Below are 19,957 nucleotides of genomic sequence, written 5' to 3'. Positions count from 1 at the left end.
AGGTTTGTCTTTTTGATTTCCAGCAATAAATACTACTGAAAAAGAATACTATTAAAATGATTTCTCTATTGAGAAATTTTTGAAGACAAAACTACAATAATCTACACTTCAACCATTTTCCCTTGCCCCTCTGTTACAATTCTTCAGTTCATTTGTGTAATCTGAAAAAGACTGAATCGAAAGATTCGGTCTTTTTTATAAGGAGCAAATTTATCAAATTATACTGTCAATTCAATCTGATTGCCTTCTAAACCCAGAATGCAGCTTTCATAGTAACCATCACCTGTCAGACGCGGTCCGCTTAAAAGCTGATAGCCGTCTGCTTGAAGCCTCGCTGTCAGTTCATTTACCTTTTCTCTACTTCCTAGACTAAATGCCAGATGGTGATACCCCAAAAAGAGAAGTTCTTGGTTGTTCTCCGTTAAACCTTCCTTTCGAGTCATGATTTCCAATCTCGCCCCTTCGTCAAAGCTGAGGAAGTAAGACTGAAAACCTGTTTTTTGATTATGGTAAAGCTGATTACTTTTCGCTTCAAAATACGTTTCAAAGAAGCGTTTAGCTCCTTCTAAATCTCGAACATAAAGGGCTGCGTGCTCAATCTTCATAGAGTTTTCCTCCATTCGTTGCAATAACTTCTTTATACCAATCAAATGATTTCTTCTTATAGCGAGCCAAAGTCCCTGTTCCATCATCGTTTCGATCAACATAGATAAATCCGTACCGCTTGCTCATCTGAGCTGTTGAAGCAGACACAAGGTCAATACAGCCCCAAGTGGTGTAGCCCCAGAGTTCAACACCATCTTCAATTGCTTCGCCGACCTGCTGTAAATGCCGTTTAAGATAATCAATGCGATAATCATCTTCAACAGTCGGACCATCAGGACCATCTACCAAGACATCTTTCGCACCAAGACCATTTTCTACGATAAAGAGCGGTAATTGGTAACGGTCATAGAAAGCATTGAGAACCAGACGCAGACCAATTGGATCCACTTGCCAGCCCCATTCTGAAGCAGTTAGATAAGGATTTTGCAACCCACCCAGCACATTTCCACGACCAGAAGAATAACTTTCCGGATCATGGGCAGCAACCACACTCATGTAATAAGAGAAGGAGACGAAATCTACGGTATGCTCTGACATCAATTCTTTATCACCCGGTGCAAATTGGATCTTGATTCCATTTTCCTTGAAAAAACGGTTCATATATGCTGGATATTTACCACGCGCATGAATATCTGAAAAAAGATAATTCTGATTTTCAAACTCACGAGCAGCCAGTACATCCTCTGGTTTTGGCGTCATCGGATAAGTCGGCATAGCTAGTACCATACACCCAATCTTAAAATCTGGATTGATTTCATGCCCAATTTTAGTTGCAAGAGCTGATGCCACTAGTTCGTGATGAACAGCTTGATAAAGATCTTGTTTGGACAATTCTTCTACTGGAGTTGCAATCCCTCCACTCATAAACGGCGCATGTAAAACAGAGTTGATTTCATTAAAGGTCAACCAATAGTTCACCTTGTCTTTGTAACGAGTAAAGACGGTACGAACATAGCGCTCATAAAAGCCAATCAAATCACGATTTGCCCAACCATTATACTGACGCGCCAAATGCAAAGGTGTTTCATAATGTGACAAAGTCACCAAAGGTTCAATGTTATATTTGGCCAATTCATCAAAAAGGTCGTCATAAAACTTTAGACCTGCTTCATTTGGCTCCGTTTCATCACCATTTGGGAAAATCCGTGACCAAGCAATAGAAGTACGATAAACCTTGAAGCCCATTTCTGCAAAAAGGGCAATATCTTCTTTGTAACGATGATAAAAGTCAATTCCTTCCAATTTTAGGTTATCAGCTGTTGGCTTATCTGTAATCAAAGGATTGAGATCACCTGCATTAGCTGGTATGCCACCTTTTGGCGTCACATCTTGAACCGAAAGACCTTTACCGTCCACATCGTAAGCACCCTCGTATTGATTGGCAGCTGTTGCACCACCCCAAAGAAAATCTGCTGGAAATTTACTCATGGCTTCTACCTCTTTTATTTTTTACTTAATTATATTATAATCTTAGGCAAGAGTATTTTCTAGCACAATTCTCTTATAAATTGGTATTATTCTACGAAAGAGGCTACACTTATGGATCTAGGAACATTACACAAAAATATCGTTTACAAAAATCAAGGCACACCTTACTCTCTCACACGAACCATTACCAAAAATGGACAGCCGGACATTCTCTTTCATTGGCATACGGATGTTGAACTGATTTACGTCCATGAGGGAACAGCACAGTTTCACATTGATTATGATTACTTTAATAGTGAAGCAGGTGATATTATCCTCATTCGTCCCAATGCCCTTCACTCGATTCACCCGATTGAAAATCGCCGCCATTACATGGACGCTCTCAACTTTCATTTGGATTTAATGGGCTATTCTGCTATGGACCAAGCTAGCATTGACTATCTGCAGCCGCTTTATAATGGTCAACTGGATTTTGTTCGTGTTATCAAGCCCAATCAACCAGCCTATACAGACATTCGGCAATGTTTACTTGATGCTATGAAAATAGGCTATTACCGCACAAAATATTTTGAATTTCAACTCAAATCCCGGCTCAATCAACTCTTTTATCTTTTATTTGAAAATGGTTATGTCATTTCAAAAGAGCAAACCTTAGAAGGCTATCGCAAGGAAGAAAAAATCCGTACCATTATTGACTATATCAGCGCTCATTATCAAGAAGAGCTCACTATTGACCAACTTGCCAAAATTTGTGGTTACAGCGATACGCATTTCATGAATTTCTTTAAAAAACATTTGGGGGTGTCTTGTATAGAATACGTGATTCAATTTCGCTTGCGAAAAGCGGCTGAACTCTTGCAGCATTCTACCTTACCCGTCCTAGAAATTGCTGCCCAATCTGGCTTTAACAACCTCTCTAACTTCAATCGGCAGTTTAAAAAGTATTACCAACTAACTCCTAGTCAATATCGGAAAAAATAACAAGGAGGGACTCCATGAAAGATATTATCTGGTTATTTCCACTGCTTTTCATTTTTCATGATTTAGAAGAAATCATTGGTTTCATACCATGGCTACAGCGCAATGAGCGGCTACTGGCAAAAAAAGCTACGGTCATTCTAAAGGCCCACAAAGACTTATCCACAGAAGGGTTCGCACTAGCTGTAGCAGAAGAATTTGTCGTGGTGCTCTTTGTCTCTTTCTTTGCTATTTTTTACCATACTCGCTTCCTTTACCTCATCTGGTTGGGTGGATTCATCGCTTTCGCTCTTCATCTGGTGCTTCATATCCTGCAAGCTATCTGGATTAGGTGCTATATACCAGCTCTTGCAACCTCTATCCTGTGTTTACCGGTTAGCAGTATTATCATTTGGAAAACCACCACTTTACTTCATATCAACACAATTGAACTTCTTGTTTTCAGTCTCATTGGCGTTCTCATCGTTATCAGCAATCTATTTTTTGCACTTTGGTTAGGAAAACAATTTTCTGCCCGGTTAAACTAAAGCCATTTTGAATATCTAAAAAACGCTTAAACATTGTCTGCTGCAAGACTCTTTTAAGCGCTTTTTATTTTAATCGAAACTCATTTGCTCCATTTCAAATTTACATGCTCATTCATTTCCTGATAAGCTGTGTCGATTCGTTCTTTGGTGGCTTGGTCTAATTGATTACGGTATTTTCCACCTTCAATGAAATCTTCTAAAATATAGGTCTGGTAGGTGTAGAGAGGATAGCCTTCCGGTGAATACGTCCCTTTCGCCACACGACTCACCCAACTCGGATGTGCCTGTACATCCTTGATAATCGTCCCTTTCTTTGATTTTTCAACCGTCACGTCCATGAGCACGCCGCGTTCTGTCCATTTCTTATTTTCCACACCGTCCATTGTCTCGATTCGCTGATTGGAGATAAAATTTCCCATAGAATAGATAATGAATTTCTTTTGCCCATTTTGTTTGACGACCTCTGATGGTTCAACAACATGCGGATGCCCGCCGAAAATAATATCCGCTCCCCACTCAATCATCTTATGATAAAGAGTTTTTTGTTCCTGTGTCGGTTCCAATTGATATTCAACCCCCATCTGAGGCATGACAACGGTTATATCAGCTTCTTTTTCGGCTTGCTTAATTTCTTTTTTCATCTTTTCTTCATTTAAATCCGACAAATGATGATTGTAGTCTGCATGAGAGATATTTTCCTCCAAGCCGTTAAACCCATAGGAATAAGCTAAGAGCGCAATTTTAATCCCATTCACTTTTTTAATCACAAGTGAGGCTTTATCCCTATTTTTATGTGTATAAATCCCAATCGGTGTAATTCCTTGCTGCTCAAATGCTTTTGCCGTTGAAAAAACACCTTCCAATTGAGAATCCAAAATGTGATTGTGTGCCAAATCCACAACTTGATAACCAGCATCTTTGATAGCTGACACCACCGACTCTGGCGCATTGAACAGTGGGTAACCCGCCAAAGGATAATTTGGTCGGATAGTCCCCTCGAAATCTCCTAATACCAAGTCCGCCTTTTTCAGCCAAGGTTTGACATATTGATAATTTTCTGTGAAATCATACGTCCCATCTGACTGTAAGGCGCTCATATATAGAAGATCATGATATAGCAGATCTCCGTTTGCCATGATACGAGCCGTCTGTACACCATTTGAGGAAGAAGACATTTTTTTCTTTTGTACAACACCTGTTTTTGCCGACTTTCCCTTAATCGTAATGCTATCGTTTATTTTTTCAGCTACTAAAATCACACTTGCTGCTACAAACACGGCGCAAAGCAAGCCTAAAATAAACTGCCAATTGGTCGCTGACTGTATTTTTCGTTCCATTCTTTTCATGTTCTATTCTCCTTTATCTACATTGTAGCATAAAGAAGCGAACATGACGCAGGAATTTAGAAATAATAAAAAGGACGAAGCAGATTATACTGTTCTTAAATTAGATTTTTCGACCAACTGTTTGAAACTGTATAAATACTTGTCCTTTTTCTTAAATTATTTACTTGCTTTTAATAATGCATCGCCTATCCGTACATCACCATGAGCTAGCGCTTCAACTGCCTTATAATTAGCTATATTGGTAACAATGATAGGAGTCGTAACTGAACACCCAGCAGCACACCATAAAGAATCAGTCTGAAACCTTGAATAGCTGTCAAACCGGAACCAATCAAGCTAGAAGCTGTATTAGCGATTGGTCCCACAAGTAAGAAGGTCAAAGATACTGCAATCATAAGAGTCACGAATGGAACCATGAACACTTTGACAAAGTCTGGCGTGATTTTTTTCATGAATATCTCGATGTGAGATGCTACCCAAACTGCCAAAATAGCAGGAATAACCGTTGACAGATAGTCTCCTGTCGGCAAGCCCAATGGAATACTAAAGAAGTTTACTGCTCCAACTTTCCCCAAAGCTGTCATACTAGCTTCCAAGTTCGGATAGACTAGAGCTGCTGCAATTGCTAATGCAGTGAAGTCATTCATTTTGAACTTACGAGCAGCATTGAGAGCAATCATAATCGGTAAGAATTGGAAGAATCCGTCACCTGCTGCTGTCAAGACAAGTGCAACACCATTGTTCTTTGCTGTCCAGCCTAAGGTTGCGGTCAGGATAGCGACCACACCTTTAATAATCCCAGTTGCCGCTAAAGGACCAAGGAAGGGTTGAAAGTCAATAAAGGCATCGAGTGGATTTTTCTTCACCGCTTCTTCATGTGCTTCCACAGTACCTGCACCCTGCCCCTGCACACCACCGACTGCCAATACCGCTGCATAAACATCAGGGACATGATTTCCAATCACAACCTGATACTGACCTCCAGCCTTCACTACGGTCATTACACTATCACGCGCCATAAGATAGTCAGTATCTGACTTGCTCTCACCTTTTAGAGTAAAGCGTAAACGGGTTACACAGTGCTTAACACTGCTAACTTATCACAGCCTCCGACGTGATTGAGAATGTCCTGAGCTAAGTTCGTATAATCTTTTTCCATAATAGGCCTCCTTTAATTTTTAGGCCAGCCATTTGTTACACATATAAATATAGAAAACTGTAACAAAAAAACCTAAACATACACCAAATAGAAAGCAGTTCCCCTACTTCATATCTCGTATTTGTCTAGGTTTTGCCTGCATGACCAGTAACAATCCATGAATTAAGCATAGCACAAATTTTGAGATTTGCGAGCGGTTTCTAAAACTTTTTTTAAATAATTATCAGGTGATAAATAAAATAATCGTCTGTTAAGGATATTAAAAAACTTTGACAAGTCGTTCAACCTATCAAAGTTCTTAAAGAGAATATTATTAGATTATTTAACCATTTGATTTAGTCGTTCATACACTGCAACAACTTCTTTTGCTAAATCAATAAACGTTAAGCTCGTCATCAAGTGATCTTGAGCATGCACCATCAAAAGACTGAGCTCAATTTTTTCACCTTGAGCTTCTTGTGTCAACATCACTGTCTGTGACTTGTGTGCTAAAACTAATGCCTCATCTGCTGCTTTTAACTTTTCATGTGCTTCTTCAAAGAGACCGTTCTTAGCTTTTTGAATCGCTTCAAAAGCATTGCTCTTCGCCTCGCCACCATACATAATGAGGGACATGATACTTTCTAAATTTGAATTTTCCATATCAATCTTCTAGCCTCCGATCAGTTCCTCAGCTAACGCTAGCACCTTTGAACCGTTCATCATGCCATAATCCACCATTGGGATAACTCCAACTGGGATATTCTTTTGAGCTAACTTTTCTGTGAATTGATCTAAAAGATAGCGCACCTGTGGACCTAATAACAAAACATCTACTTTCTTTTCTGAAAGAATATCGTCTACTTCTGGTGCTGGAACCGCAAAAATTTCTGCATCTAATCCTTTTTCATCAGCTGCAGCTTGCATTTTTGTAACAAGCAAGCTGGTACTCATACCCGCAGCACATGCCAACATAATGGTAACTTTAGTCATAATTGTTCCTTTCTATTCATTAAAGTCAACGATCTTTTCTACCGATTAACGGATCTTGCTAAACGTGACACAGTATGTCGAACGCCACGAATAGTATTGCTCAGTGCATAAATATTATCCACTACTGCCAAACCACCATAGCCTGCATCCCCAATATGTTGAATATCAACACCACAAATTTTATTACGAAGTGCGATTTGTTTAATTGTTTCAATATCTGACGTCTCTTGGCTAGTGCCAATAGCGCTTAAGACTAAACCTCTTTTACTATGTACTAGATCTACGACAGCTCTCATTTCTTCATCACTGAAAGCAGGAACTGTACCAACCGCTGGTACCAAAATCACATCTGCACCAGCTTCTAATAATTGTTCAGCTATCTGAATGTCTGCAACCGGCTCGGATACTCCTGCACCGTGCATTTTTCCAGCTATAATCAAACCTGAAAAATGCTGCTTAGCTAATTTTACTGCATCAATAATTTCTTTATTGCTAACTCCTGTTCCTGGATTACCTGTCAAACAAACAAAATCAAAACCTAATTTTTCAATTTGTTCAAAAGAAGCCTGACTAGCTTGCCGACCGGCAGCAATCACTTGTACTTCTTCCAACATATCAGCTTCCAAATCAACAGGTTCTAAATTCACTCCAATCGGAGCTCCCACCAAGCGATGCAATTCGTGAACAATTTGCTCTTTTTTACAATCTAAGCCAAATATTTCTGGTTGGAAAACATCTAAACAATTCAGTAAAATCATATCTGCGCCGAAGGCTCTTGCAATTTCAGCATTGGTGATATCTCCGACAAAGGTTTCACGAATGACAACATTTTCGGATAAAACAACTCGCCCTTCACTCGCTTGAATGCTTTGCTTGAGCTCTTGGGCTGTCATATTCAAAATTTCCGAAGGATTTGCACTAATTAATCGTTTCATATTCTCATCTCCCTACTGATTTTCTTCTGCTTTAAAGCGTTTTTCAATAGTAATTACAAATGGAATATAGATTAAAATATCAATCACAATAAGAACAGCTTGTAAAATAGACGCTTTAAAACTTCCCGTTGCCAGCAAACCACTAATAATCGGAGGAGTTGTCCAACCTGGGTCAGTATATGTTAACGGTACAAGACCACTTGCCATGGATGACCATGCAACGATGAGATTCGCAATCGGTGCCAAAATGAATGGGAACAGAAGCAAGATATTTAAGACAATTGGAACACCAAACATCGTTGGCTCATTGATATTGAACAAACCTGGAACCACTGTAATAGGTGCCAGTGTTTTGATTTGTTTGCTTGATTTTCTCTTTTTCGCCAAATAACCAATCGCTAATACCAAGCCAATAGTTGCGCCGCCACCGCCAATGAAGACAAAATTATCCATAAAGACACTGGTAAAGATATGTGGTAGTTTTTCCCCTGCTTGATAAGCAACTTTATTGGCATCGAGATTCGAAAGCCACAATGGTTTCATAACCGCATTGACAACATTTCCTCCATGAAGTCCAACAAACCAGAATGAACTATTTAAAGCAACTAGAATCATCAAACCAAATAAATTATTACCTAGTAGACCTAGCGGTTTTCCTAAAACAGTTTGAGCTACCGCATGCAAATTTGGTAGTTTTAAACTTGCTAAAAGGGCATAAACCAACAACCAGCCTGTGATAATCACTGCACCTGGAATAATGGCGCTGAAACTTTTTGAAACTGCCGGTGGAACACCATCAGGCATTTTAATTTGGACATTATGATTGATGAACCATTGATAGATATAACCATTCACTAAACCAAGAATGATTGCTACAAAAAGACCTTGTGAAGCTAAAAATGCTGTGGGAACACCGTTTCCTGTTTTAGTAGCAAGGAATGGTGTCACTGTGATAAAGGCAGCAAGCGAGATAATCCCAGAAGGAATCCCATCCACTTTGTATTGACGGCTCATATAGTAGGCAATTCCAAAACTGGCTACCAAACCAATCAGACCAAAACTACTATCCACGCCTTTCCATAGATAGGCAGAAACCCCAATTTTTGTCAAATAAGCTTCCCATCCTGGAACAGGAAAACTAGCAATGACCATAAACAAAGAACCAATCAACAGTAATGGTACCGCAAGCGTAATGCCGTCTCGAATTGCTACTAAGCCTTTATTGTTCCCCAACTTAATAGCAATAGGCATTAGTTTTGCTTGTAAAAATTTGTCCATCTTTACAATCTCCTTTGATTATAATATATTATTAAATAGCAGACAAAATCAACTTTATCTCGCTTTTTAATTATATTTTAAAACAATTACCCCAAAAAGTCAAGCGTTTTCACTTGTATTTGATAATTTTTTATAATCAATATATAATAGATGCAGGGAAGGATGGTAGATAATGAATCAAACGAAAAAACAAGCTGAGTTACGAACAATTATTTTAGATAAAATTTACGCCAAGGGGCCAATTTCTCGCATTGATATTTCAAAAGAGACGGGCATTACTCCTGCTACAGTTAGTGCGATTACAGGAAGTTTGATCCAAGAAAACCTGCTGTATGAGCTGGGGGAAGATGAAGAACACACAAAAGTCGGACGCAAGAAAATCCTCTTGGGTATTAAAAAACAGCACTCTTATTTCATCGGCTGCGAACTATCAGAAAAATACTTTTCTTTTGTGTTGAGTGATAATACAGGAAATGTGATTGATAAAGATAAAGCAACCGTCACCTCGGAAAAAATTCTAGCAGAAGGCGCTGATTTGTTTTGTCATTTACTTGAACAATTCATTTTTCGGAACAATTCCTATACAATTCAAGCTGTAGGAGTAGCCATTCCAGGTCGCTATCTGCACAATGATTTGATTACAACAAACAATCAAACATGGAAACAATTTGATCTAGCGAAGATTAAAAACGAGTTTTCTTTTCCAATTTACTTTTCTAATAATGTCAATTGCATGGCACTAGCAAAGCGCCTTTTTTCTGCTTACCAACTAGATGAGAATTTTATCTATTTTCATTTTGCACGGGGTATGCACTGCTCTTATATGTACAATGGCAAAATCTACGGCAAAAGCAATATTGTCATCGGCGAAATTGGTCATACCGTCGTTTGTCCTGACGGAGAAGTCTGTGGTTGTGGACGCAGAGGCTGTTTGCAGACTTACGCTAGTGAAAGCTGGCTGATAAAAAAAGCAAAAATCATCTTTGAAACTGCCGAGTTGACACATTTAAAATCACTTGTCACAGATAAAGAAGAGATCACGATTCAAACTATCCTCACAGCATATAACTTAGGAGACCAAGCTATTCTCAATCTCCTGCATTTGGCATTTAAGTATTTGGCACAATCCCTGCTAAACCTTAGCATGATGATTGATGCAAAGAAAATTTATCTGCACAGTCCCATCTTGATTGATGACAAAGTCATTGCAGCTTTCTATCAAGAAATCTCACAACAACCAAAACTACTCTTCAAAGACTTGCCTGAACTCATTATCGAGCCCTACAATGACTTCACTGGTGCAACAGCTGGCGTTGCGCTTTGTCTGCAAAAGGAATTGCTGAGTGTTTAAGTAAAAAATCAGGAAATGATATGTTTTTATCATTTCCTGATTTTTATATTTATAACAAATTATTTCAATCATACTTATAAAAGATGAAAGGACTAAGCTTTTTGCCCAGTCCTTCTTTTTTATTCTAATGGCAGTTTGTCCCACGTTACTTCATATGTGAAAGTAAGTAGCCATATCCTGCTGCTTCCATTTCTTCTTTTTTGATAAAGCGTAGTGCTGCCGAATTGATACAGTAGCGCAGTCCGCCTTGGTCTTGAGGACCATCTGTGAAGACATGCCCCAAATGCGCATTTCCAGAGCGAGAACGTACCTCGATTCGCTCCATACCGTGACTTTTATCTTGATAATACTTAATCACATCTTTGGCAATTGGTCTTGTAAAACTCGGCCAACCACAACCCGAATCAAATTTATCACCGGCAAAGAACAGTGGTTCTCCTGTTGTCACATCTACATAAATGCCTTCTTCAAAAGTTGCAAAATACTCATTTTGGAATGGTCGTTCAGTTGCAGCATGTTGGGTGACCTGATAAGCTTCTTCAGACAATGTTTCCTTTAAAGTTGGCTCACTCGGTTTCACATATTGTTTCGGATCTACTAAAGGTTGGTAAGCGTCATTAACATTGATATGACAATAGCCACTGGGATTTTTCTTGAGGTAATCTTGATGATAGTCCTCTGCCAATACATAATGACGCAGTGGTTCTACTTCTACTGCAATCTCCTGACCGCATTGCCGCTCTTGCTCTTTCACGACTTCATTGATGACTGACATATCCGTGTCATTTGTATAATAAATCCCTGTGCGGTATTGACGGCCAACATCGTTTCCTTGCTTATCGATAGACAGCGGATCAATCACACGGAAATAGTAGAGCAGAATTTCTCGCAAGCTAACCAGATTTTCATCATAAGTCACATGAACCGTTTCCGCATGGTCTGTCTGCTTAACCAGCTGATAGTTTGTCGTCTCAACCTGCCCATTGGCATAACCGACAGTTGTAGCAGTCACACCTTTGATACGAGAAAAATATTCTTCTAACCCCCAAAAACAGCCTCCTGCTAGATAAATTTCAGCCATAAAAACACCTCATTTCTTTGTTCTTATTTTCTCATAAATCTCTAAAATATTATAAGGATTTGATTAGAACTTTCTTGAGAATGATGTGAAAAAAGACGTAGAAAACGCTTTTTCACTCTATATAATGCAATTTCCCACGAAAATCTTCTATGCTTTCATAGCCTTTTTCTGCCATAATCGCTTTCAACTCATTTGTAATACGATTAAAAGCTCCTACGCCTTCTTTATGGAGCGTCGTTCCGACTTGCACCATACTGGCTCCACAAAGAATGTGCTCAAAAGCATCTCGGCCGGTCAGCACACCACCGGTACCGATGATTTGAATTTCCGGTTTCAAACGTTGGTAAAAAGCATGAACATTAGCCAATGCGGTTGGTTTGATGTACTTCCCACCAATTCCACCAAACCCATTTTTCGGACGAATGACGACTGTTTCATCGTCAATATACAGCCCGTTGCCAATCGAATTAACACAGTTGACAAAACAAAGTGGTAATTTATTGAAAATCGCTGCTGCCTGATCAAAATGCGCAATATCAAAATAAGGTGGTAATTTAATCCCCAACGGTTTAGTGAAATAGGCAAATACTTCACTCAAAATTTTTTCCGTCATTTCAAAATCATAGGCAATTTGTGGCTTGCCAGGAACATTGGGACAAGACAGATTAAGCTCGGTCAATCCTTTAAAATCACTGTCTTGTACCTTTTTCAAAAGAATGTGAGTTTCTTCTGGTGACAGCCCCACAAGAGATAAAAAGAATGTTCGATTGGGTTCTATCTTTTGCAAATCTAACAAGTAATCCAGATAGTAATCTAGTCCATGATTTGGTAACCCCATTGAATTGATTGAGCCGAGCGGCACATCTTGGTAGCGAGGTTCAGGATTTCCTACTCTCGCTTGCAAAGTAGCTGTCTTAGTCACAAAGGTTCCAGCAGCTGAATTTTTTACCTCTTCCAGCTCTTCGATCGTCATGCACGCTACACCAGCTGCATTCATCAGGCAATTGTCAAAAGAAAAACCAGCAATTTGTGTTTGAGTTGATACCATGAAATACTCCTTTAGTTTTTTCTATTGTACCACTAAAAGCAGAAATATGACTCTTTGAACAGAATAGAAGAAAAAAATGTTCGGGATAAACAAATAAATTTTTGATACGCAAAATTCTGGCATCAAACTCCGTCGGAATTTTCAGAAAATTCAACTTTTTTCTTTACAGTATAAAATTTTTCTGCTATAATGACACACGTAATAAACGATAATCTACACTGATTTGGACGAAAGTCTCGTTCTGTGATGGAGCTAGGATTGTTGAAAGCTAGAAGAGATAAATCTAACTAATCATATAAAACAATCTCTATTCGGCTACCTATTTTTTCCATGACCGTTTGAGCATAGTGAATTACGGACATGGATATTAAGAAACATAGTCATGTGAATGTTTTTGTTTTTCACGGTCTTAGTATCTTATTGCAACCGAACTCGGACGAAAGTCTAGCATGTTCAGCGTAATTGAACTCGACCTAAAAACTTCAGAAAAAAGATAAATATTCCTTGAAGCATCGCTTCTTCGTCATATTTCCTATTTTTCTTTTGTTTTTCACGGTCTTCGTATCTTATTTAAGGAGAAGTCTATGACAACTGCTAAAGAATATATCCAAAACACTTTTGAACTGGTGAAAGCTCGTAATGCTCACGAAGCAGAATTTCTGCAAGCGGTGGAAGAATTTTTAAACACACTTGAGCCCGTTTTTGAAAAACATCCTGAATACATTGAAGAAAACATTCTGGCACGCATTACCGAGCCAGAACGTGTGATTAGTTTCCGCGTCCCTTGGGTTGATCGCAACGGCAAGGTGCAAGTCAATCGCGGTTATCGCGTTCAATTCAATTCCGCAGTTGGCCCCTATAAAGGCGGACTTCGGTTCCACCCAACAGTCAACCAAGGGATTTTGAAATTCCTCGGTTTTGAACAAATCTTTAAAAATGTCTTGACCGGTCTACCAATCGGCGGTGGTAAAGGTGGTTCTGACTTTGATCCGAAAGGCAAGACGGACGCTGAAGTCATGCGTTTCTGCCAAAGTTTCATGACAGAATTGCAAAAATACATCGGTCCTTCTCTTGATGTCCCTGCTGGTGACATTGGGGTTGGTGGACGCGAGATTGGCTATCTGTATGGTCAATACAAGCGTCTACGTCAGTTTGATGCCGGTGTCTTGACGGGTAAACCACTTAGATTTGGAGGTTCTCTAATCCGTCCAGAAGCAACTGGTTATGGACTTGTTTACTATACACAAGAAATGCTCAAGGCAAACGGTGAAAGTTTTGACGGAAAGACCGTTGTCGTATCCGGTGCTGGAAATGTAGCTCAGTATGCTGTGCAAAAAGCAACTGAACTCGGTGCCAAAGTCATTTCTGTGTCTGATTCAAATGGTTATATCATTGACAAGGACGGAATTGACTTTGATCTTCTGGTAGATGTGAAAGTAAAACGCCGTGCTCGTCTGACAGAATACGCTGCCGAAAGAGCAAGTGCCACTTACTACGAGGGCTCTGTCTGGACTTACGAAGCTTCCTTTGACATTGCTCTGCCATGTGCTACTCAAAATGAAATCAACGGTGAAGCAGCAAAACGCTTAGTTGCTCAAGGAGTTCGCTGTGTATCAGAAGGTGCCAATATGCCAAGCAATTTGGATGCTATTGCCGTTTACAAAGAACATAATCTCCTTTATGGTCCTGCTAAAGCCGCCAATGCTGGTGGAGTTGCTGTATCTGCACTCGAAATGAGCCAAAATAGCCTCCGTCTTTCATGGACGCGTGAGGAAGTTGATAGTCGTCTCCAAAGCATCATGACAAATATTTTCAACACCGCTAAGACAACCGCTGAAAACTACGATCTTGGTAACGATTATCTAGCCGGAGCAAACATTGCTGCTTTTGAAAATATTGCCAATGCGATGATTGCCCAAGGAATTGTTTAAACGAATACATGACAAAAGGCTGTGGACAGGTTTGTCCACAGCCTTTTACTGTTCTTCTGCTGAAATAAGCAATCAATCGCTATTTCTAAAACTTCACGCTTTTGGTTTCTCCCCACCTGACATTGTCATAAGCGAGAGTATAGGGCTGCTGCGAGCCGTCCTCACCGTCATACATCAGCTTCCATTCCACCTTTTCGCCCGCCGCAAGCTCCTCTTTTATGTTGGCAGTGTCAAAAGTAGCGTCATCCAAGACATAGGATTCTCCCATTTCGTCTTGTAAATCAAAGTCATAGACATTGAGAGGGAGAGATTCGCTAGAGGTATTTTCGATAATGACCTTGGCGGTAATCATTGCTCCTGTTGCTTGCCCTTTTATCCGCTCTTTGGAGTCCACATGAATGTATTGAACAGTGATTTTTATTCCATTTTCAAAACGCACGCTGTCTCCCAGACGGTGATGTTTATAACTATCTTGATAAACTGCAGTTCGAGCACCATGCCCTAGAAAGGCAAAGTTAAAAATACTTAAACCAGCCACCACGAGGGTCATGAATACAAGCATGACACAGCTAATGATGGTCGTCCAAAACAAAGGCTGCTTATACAGGGGCTGTTTCAAGCGATAGACGTGACCGGCAGGGGTTTTTATTTCATGCGGTACTTGTTCTTCCATAATAATCTCCTTTCTGCTTACGCTGGTGCATAAATCGTTGGCAAATCAATTCCTTCCTTTAATAAAGCGTCATGATACAGTCTGTAAAATTGATGGTAAACGATGCTTTGGCTACCACTTTGGACGGTGATACTAATACGAAAATAAAATTGACCATTTTCGCTAACTTGCGGACCTAAAATCGTCGGTTCCTGCAAAATTTCTACTTGATCGCCCGCATATTCTTGATTGACCTGCTGGATAATCCGAGTGACCTTCTCCAAATCCGTCTGAGCGTATAATGGAATATCAATGAGCGCTCGCATATTGCCGCGTGAGAGATTACTGACGACGGTAATGTTGCGATTAGGAACGTAATGCAAAGTGCCATCTGCATCGCGCACTTGTGTCGTCCGAATTCCGACACTCACAACTGTTCCTGCGATTTTAATCGAGCCATTAGTCAGACGAACGCTGTCTCCGACATCCAACTGCCGCTCCAACAAAATAAAGAAACCATTGACTAAATCAGACAAGAAGCCTTGCGCTCCCATCCCGATTGCCACCCCAGCAATCCCAGCTCCTGCTAGTAAACTAGACACCGGCAAGCCTAAAATCGCTAATATCCAATAAATCAAGAGAAAGTAAAGGGTGTAATTCAGCAAATTTTCCATCAAACGAGTGAGGGTCTTTTGCCTCCCTTCGTCTTGACTAGAGAGTTTCAATGAGGGGGAGATAATCTTTCTTACGAGTACATGTACCAGCTTTTTAGCGAGGTAAAAGAGAGCTAGCAAGAGCAAAAGTGAAACGAGCTTGCTAAAGACATCATCTACCAAATGAGACCAGTTGAGTTTTTCAAAATAACGAGAGAATACATTCTTGTTCGCAAATAGCATAGCTACCTCCTACTTATTTCTATTATACCATATCCGAGTCTTATCGGCGCACGTACTCTGTCGTCAAGGATAATTTATCTGGCTTTCACCTCATCTACGAGTACAAAAAAGTTGGGAAGATCCCAACCTCATTTTTTAATTAGTTCACTTCTACTTTAGGCACTTTCCCCTTGCGGCGGGCAAGAATATCCGCATAGTATTTGCGGCTGTTGTTGAGTACGGAAAGGACATTTTGGTAAAACTCATCTGATTTGACCTGACTTAAAATTTCGACATAGTCTGCCAACTGTTGGTAAGGTGTCGCCACTTCTTTGCGCAATTGTTTAACATCATAGCTCACTTTTTGTAACTTCTCTTGTGAGCGGGAGGCAAAGAGTTGCTCAAAAGCGGCGTGGCTCTCCGTCAGATTGTCGACAAATTTCCCAATCGCCAAAGTCCCCACCTGCTCCTTATATGGGGCTGTTTTGAGTTTTTCCAGCAAGCTGTCAATGAGGGCTGTTTCTTCCTCGTAGTGCTTGGTGTGTGCCCCCTTGTACTGCTCAAAGAGGCGTTTCAAACTTATCAAAGCTCATATCTATTTGATTATGATATCATATTTAGTAGAGATATATAATGTGAACTCTTCCATTCCAGATATAAAAGTTAGGCAAAAAGCAAAGGAGAAATAATGAAATTAATGTTGTATAATCCAGCAAAGCATGAACATTTCTTGAAAGACTATTTACTTAGTGATATTTCCCATACAGATTCTCCTCAAAATATCATTGATAAGTATCGATTAGATCACAATAGATATCCGGTAGCAATTCTTAATAATGAAGAAAATAAAATAATTGGATTTTTTTGTTTTCATTTGGGTTCAGGCCCTCAAGAGTATGGTTTTTATCAAAATGATTATGCATTAATAAGAGGATTTTCAATTGATGACCGTTATAGAAATCAGGGCTATGGTTCTAAAGCGTTGAAAGACATTTTTCAATTTATAGATTTAACGTTAAATTTAAAGACAAATCACATTATTTTAGCCGTGAATGAAAAAAACCTACAAGCACAAAAAGCATATAAAAATTCTGGGTTTAGTATAATAAAAAGAAATGTTAAGGGAAAAAAGGGAAACTTACTCATAATGGAGAAAGTTAGAATCTAAATAAATTTAGAGGATGATATGATTCCTTCTATATTTTCCTTAAAAGCTATACAGCTTACCATATAAGTGAGAAGACGTCATCACTTTATTTTATGGAAATGGGGTGATACCAATGGGCTAAGGAATTTCATCATACACAATTATAAACATAAGATTCACGAGGTACCTATCATGAAAATCAAAACAAAAATCACTTTATCAACAGTGAGTGCTTTGACACTCGGTATTCTTTGCTATAGCGTAGCTTTCCCTGCTGCTGCAAATGACCAAGTTAAAACGGTGCCAACAAAAGAAAATTATACGGTTCAAAAATTCGTTGAACAATATAAACATGCACCGCAAGAACAAATCGATCAATTCTTTGCAGGGGTGAATGACAACGACAAAATCATTGCCGAAGAAGTCCCTGGCGATGAAGAAGGAACGACTGGTGTTGCTTTCTCTTATTCTAAAGGAAACATCTCTTCTAAAGTAGGTAAAACTGTTGACGCAAATGGAAAAGTTTCTGAGCTTGACCTAAACAGTAAGGAAGCGACAACTTTCGGCCAGCTGAAAGAAGCTATCAAAAAAGTACGCAATCATTAATATCTCTGCCTTAGCAGAGAGGTAGAGGGGCAGTGCCCCTCTATTTTTATCACAAAAAGACAGCCTTACAAATTGTAAGGCTGTCTTTTGATAGGATCATTAGCTCAATTCCGCTACAATAGCTTTCAACTGATCTTTTGAATGAACGCCAACCAGTTTTTTCACTACTTGCCCATCTTTTTTAAAGAGAAGTGTTGGAATAGACATAATCCCAAATTCAGCTGGTGTGGCTGGATTTGCATCCACATCCATTTTGAAAATCTTCAATTCATCTTCATGCACTTCTTCAGCTAATTTCTCTAAAATCGGTGTTTGCATGCGGCAAGGACCACACCATGCTGCCCAAAAGTCAATGAGGACAAGTCCGTCTTTTGTTTTTTCTGCAAAATTTGCATCTGTAATTGCTGTTACCATATTGTTCTCCTCTGACGATGACCGATGCCATCGCTCTATTTCATTTCTTGACAACATTCTACACTAAAAAGAGAAATTTGCAAAATATTTGCTACGGAGCAGATTAGCATTCAATAATTCCAGAAATAGTCTTTTATAAATCAGCAAGTTCTTAAGATTAACATCTATTGTGACAGAATGTGTTACGGAGCAGAGTTAGTCACTCAAAGAAAAATGATTCGTCATCAAGTTGCTAGCGTCTAAGAGGATTTTATCTAGAAGTTGGTCAGTTGCTTCTTGTACTTTATCACTTATCGCCTGGTTTTCTGCTTCAAAGTCAACTGGATCGCCATTTGCCAAAGATCGGTCAACTCGACCAATCATTTCATGCCCCAGAGCCATGGTTGTTTCTTGGTAATCATCCAAATCTCCCAGATGACTAGAAAAATGAGCATCAGCCAAAGCAGCAATTAAGCGATTGGTCCAGTAGAAGGAATCCGTCGAAACCTTGTCCGTCGTGTTGGCAAAGTAGGCTGGTGTTGTAGAGACTTGGGTAAAGAAAGGCACCGCCGTATTGTAAGGCATAGAACCATAGGACAACCATTGAATGCCCGTTGTTTCTTGCGGTTTATTGGGTCTCAACTGCAAGATCGACGTTTGACTTGTACGGTTGATCCCAATCGTGCGGAAGGTCCGCTGACTGTGAGATGTACCTTCTAAGTCATAAGGATCATAAGGAGAGTCTTGGTAATGACCGCTGAGAACATACTTGACATCTTCAATCGTGATTTTACGGTATGGTTTTTGGCACCAAGGAAGGAAAAAGGAGCGTGGGTCTTGCTCAATTTCCGGATTGAGAAAACGCTGAATATCCCAAGCCCGCGGTGTATTGTAATGGCGATCCTTGTCCTTCTGGCTACCAAAAGCATAGCGCGGATTGAAGCCCTCATTCGAGTAATTAAGATTGAGATGATTTTCCTCGATAAAACTTTTAAGATTTGGATGGCAGAGGAAATGCTCTGGGTTATCAAATTCAAAATAATCAAGGCCTAGCTGGTTTGGATTGGTCACATAGGCATCGTCAGGCACGCGTCGTGCCATCCAGTGATGTCCGCCGATTGTCTCCAGCCACCAGATTTCGTCCACATCAGAAAAAGCAATCCCATTTGACTCATAGGTGCCGTATTCTTCAAGAATCTTTCCTAAGCGCAGCACGCCCTCACGCGCCGTTTTGATATAAGGCAACACCAAGGTCAGCATATCTTCTTCTCCGATACCAGTCGCCACCAAAGGATCGGCCCCCAATACTCGACTATTCGTGGTAATCGTCTCTGTCTCGCTCATGGCTACATTGTAAACATTGATGCCTGCTTCGCCCCAAATCCCGTCCTTAGGAATGGCGTCAGGTACTGCTGTATAGCGGACTGGATTGTCCGGTAAATCTATCTCAAAGGTTGACAGCACAGATTTGTAATGCCGCGGCTGATCTTCTGGGCTAACAACAATAAATTTCTTGGGCGTAAACACACCATTTTGTGAATCTTCTGTACGTGCAACGATAGTTGAACCATCATAACTCGCTTTTTTCCCAACTAAAATCGTCGTACAAGAATCTTGCATACCTTTTTGTCTCATAAATGTTTC

At 39.8% G+C, this 19,957-nt stretch carries 19 protein-coding genes and 2 pseudogenes; 6 read left to right on the top strand and 15 right to left on the bottom strand.

Annotated features, from left to right (window positions below):
• Positions 1–218 precede the first annotated feature (218 nt).
• Positions 219–605 (bottom strand): VOC family protein, encoded by a 387-nt coding sequence (locus HMPREF1514_RS00930; protein WP_037596582.1) that lies wholly within the window; start codon positions 603–605, stop codon positions 219–221.
• Positions 595–2,034: a glycoside hydrolase family 1 protein gene (locus HMPREF1514_RS00925; protein ID WP_037596580.1), complete on the bottom strand. Its 1,440-nt coding sequence runs from the start codon at positions 2,032–2,034 to the stop codon at positions 595–597. Before HMPREF1514_RS00925 ends, HMPREF1514_RS00930 begins: the two co-directional genes overlap by 11 nt.
• A gap of 111 nt (positions 2,035–2,145) precedes the next feature.
• On the opposite strand from HMPREF1514_RS00925, the gene HMPREF1514_RS00920 reads away from it, so the two are divergent.
• Both HMPREF1514_RS00920 and HMPREF1514_RS00915 read left to right on the top strand, forming a co-directional pair.
• A complete protein-coding gene (locus HMPREF1514_RS00920; protein WP_037596577.1) occupies positions 2,146–3,015 on the top strand; it encodes an AraC family transcriptional regulator in 870 nt (289 codons plus the stop codon).
• Between the two features lie 14 nt (positions 3,016–3,029).
• Positions 3,030–3,539 (top strand): HXXEE domain-containing protein, encoded by a 510-nt coding sequence (locus tag HMPREF1514_RS00915; protein ID WP_037596574.1) that lies wholly within the window; start codon positions 3,030–3,032, stop codon positions 3,537–3,539.
• 80 nt (positions 3,540–3,619) lie between these two features.
• Here HMPREF1514_RS00915 and HMPREF1514_RS00910 read toward each other — a convergent pair whose 3' ends face one another.
• The 6 genes and pseudogenes from HMPREF1514_RS00910 to HMPREF1514_RS00885 all read right to left on the bottom strand — a co-directional run bounded on the left by HMPREF1514_RS00910 (position 3,620) and on the right by HMPREF1514_RS00885 (position 9,229).
• On the bottom strand, positions 3,620–4,885 hold the full coding sequence (locus HMPREF1514_RS00910; protein ID WP_037596570.1) for a CapA family protein: 1,266 nt from the start codon (positions 4,883–4,885) through the stop codon (positions 3,620–3,622).
• A gap of 269 nt (positions 4,886–5,154) precedes the next feature.
• A pseudogene (locus tag HMPREF1514_RS00905) lies at positions 5,155–6,044 on the bottom strand (PTS transporter subunit EIIC); the annotation flags it as partial.
• Between the two features lie 318 nt (positions 6,045–6,362).
• On the bottom strand, positions 6,363–6,686 hold the full coding sequence (locus HMPREF1514_RS00900; RefSeq protein WP_003070913.1) for a PTS lactose/cellobiose transporter subunit IIA: 324 nt from the start codon (positions 6,684–6,686) through the stop codon (positions 6,363–6,365).
• A 9-nt stretch (positions 6,687–6,695) separates the two neighbouring features.
• On the bottom strand, positions 6,696–7,016 hold the full coding sequence (locus HMPREF1514_RS00895; RefSeq protein WP_003026389.1) for a PTS sugar transporter subunit IIB: 321 nt from the start codon (positions 7,014–7,016) through the stop codon (positions 6,696–6,698).
• Positions 7,017–7,054: 38 nt separating this feature from the next.
• Entirely contained in the window at positions 7,055–7,951 is an 897-nt protein-coding gene (locus HMPREF1514_RS00890; RefSeq protein WP_003026391.1) for a DUF7916 family protein, read from the bottom strand.
• Between the two features lie 12 nt (positions 7,952–7,963).
• Complete coding sequence (locus HMPREF1514_RS00885) at positions 7,964–9,229, bottom strand: PTS sugar transporter subunit IIC (protein ID WP_003026394.1); 1,266 nt, start codon at positions 9,227–9,229, stop codon at positions 7,964–7,966.
• A 172-nt stretch (positions 9,230–9,401) separates the two neighbouring features.
• Here HMPREF1514_RS00885 and HMPREF1514_RS00880 point away from each other — a divergent pair, with 172 nt between their 5' ends.
• Positions 9,402–10,580, top strand: a complete 1,179-nt coding sequence (locus HMPREF1514_RS00880) for an ROK family transcriptional regulator (protein ID WP_037596567.1) — start codon at positions 9,402–9,404, stop codon at positions 10,578–10,580.
• Positions 10,581–10,725: 145 nt separating this feature from the next.
• Here HMPREF1514_RS00880 and msrB read toward each other — a convergent pair whose 3' ends face one another.
• Both msrB and HMPREF1514_RS00870 read right to left on the bottom strand, forming a co-directional pair.
• Complete coding sequence (msrB, locus tag HMPREF1514_RS00875) at positions 10,726–11,661, bottom strand: peptide-methionine (R)-S-oxide reductase MsrB (protein ID WP_003070919.1); 936 nt, start codon at positions 11,659–11,661, stop codon at positions 10,726–10,728.
• A gap of 112 nt (positions 11,662–11,773) precedes the next feature.
• Positions 11,774–12,709, bottom strand: coding sequence for a dihydroorotate oxidase (locus tag HMPREF1514_RS00870; RefSeq protein WP_037596564.1), 936 nt, complete (start codon positions 12,707–12,709; stop codon positions 11,774–11,776).
• Between the two features lie 584 nt (positions 12,710–13,293).
• Here HMPREF1514_RS00870 and gdhA point away from each other — a divergent pair.
• Positions 13,294–14,640: an NADP-specific glutamate dehydrogenase gene (gene gdhA / locus HMPREF1514_RS00865; protein ID WP_037596561.1), complete on the top strand. Its 1,347-nt coding sequence runs from the start codon at positions 13,294–13,296 to the stop codon at positions 14,638–14,640.
• Positions 14,641–14,725: 85 nt separating this feature from the next.
• Here gdhA and HMPREF1514_RS00860 read toward each other — a convergent pair whose 3' ends face one another.
• The 3 genes and pseudogenes from HMPREF1514_RS00860 to HMPREF1514_RS00850 form a co-directional block, all read right to left on the bottom strand.
• Positions 14,726–15,313 carry a DUF4352 domain-containing protein gene (locus HMPREF1514_RS00860; protein ID WP_037596558.1) on the bottom strand — a complete coding sequence of 196 codons (588 nt, stop codon included), beginning with the start codon at positions 15,311–15,313 and terminating at the stop codon, positions 14,726–14,728.
• Positions 15,314–15,330: 17 nt separating this feature from the next.
• The gene (locus HMPREF1514_RS00855; RefSeq protein ID WP_003070923.1) at positions 15,331–16,188 is read right to left on the bottom strand and encodes a mechanosensitive ion channel family protein; all 858 of its coding nucleotides are present in this window, start codon (positions 16,186–16,188) and stop codon (positions 15,331–15,333) included.
• Between the two features lie 139 nt (positions 16,189–16,327).
• A pseudogene (locus HMPREF1514_RS00850) lies at positions 16,328–16,756 on the bottom strand (DUF6261 family protein); the annotation flags it as partial.
• 99 nt (positions 16,757–16,855) lie between these two features.
• Here HMPREF1514_RS00850 and HMPREF1514_RS00845 point away from each other — a divergent pair.
• Positions 16,856–17,335 carry a GNAT family N-acetyltransferase gene (locus HMPREF1514_RS00845; RefSeq protein WP_037596556.1) on the top strand — a complete coding sequence of 160 codons (480 nt, stop codon included), beginning with the start codon at positions 16,856–16,858 and terminating at the stop codon, positions 17,333–17,335.
• A 171-nt stretch (positions 17,336–17,506) separates the two neighbouring features.
• On the top strand, positions 17,507–17,920 hold the full coding sequence (locus tag HMPREF1514_RS00840; protein WP_003070926.1) for a hypothetical protein: 414 nt from the start codon (positions 17,507–17,509) through the stop codon (positions 17,918–17,920).
• A gap of 99 nt (positions 17,921–18,019) precedes the next feature.
• On the opposite strand, the gene trxA is transcribed toward HMPREF1514_RS00840, so the two are convergent.
• Positions 18,020–18,391: a thioredoxin gene (gene trxA / locus HMPREF1514_RS00835; protein ID WP_304364684.1), complete on the bottom strand. Its 372-nt coding sequence runs from the start codon at positions 18,389–18,391 to the stop codon at positions 18,020–18,022.
• Positions 18,392–18,529: 138 nt separating this feature from the next.
• Complete coding sequence (locus tag HMPREF1514_RS00830) at positions 18,530–19,948, bottom strand: C69 family dipeptidase (protein ID WP_037596552.1); 1,419 nt, start codon at positions 19,946–19,948, stop codon at positions 18,530–18,532.
• Positions 19,949–19,957 lie beyond the last annotated feature (9 nt).

It is taken from the genome of Streptococcus sp. AS20, from assembly GCF_000524255.1.
In the GTDB taxonomy this organism is placed as follows: domain Bacteria; phylum Bacillota; class Bacilli; order Lactobacillales; family Streptococcaceae; genus Streptococcus; species Streptococcus constellatus.
Note: the sequence above shows the minus strand (reverse complement) of the source record. Positions and strands in the feature narration are given on the sequence as shown.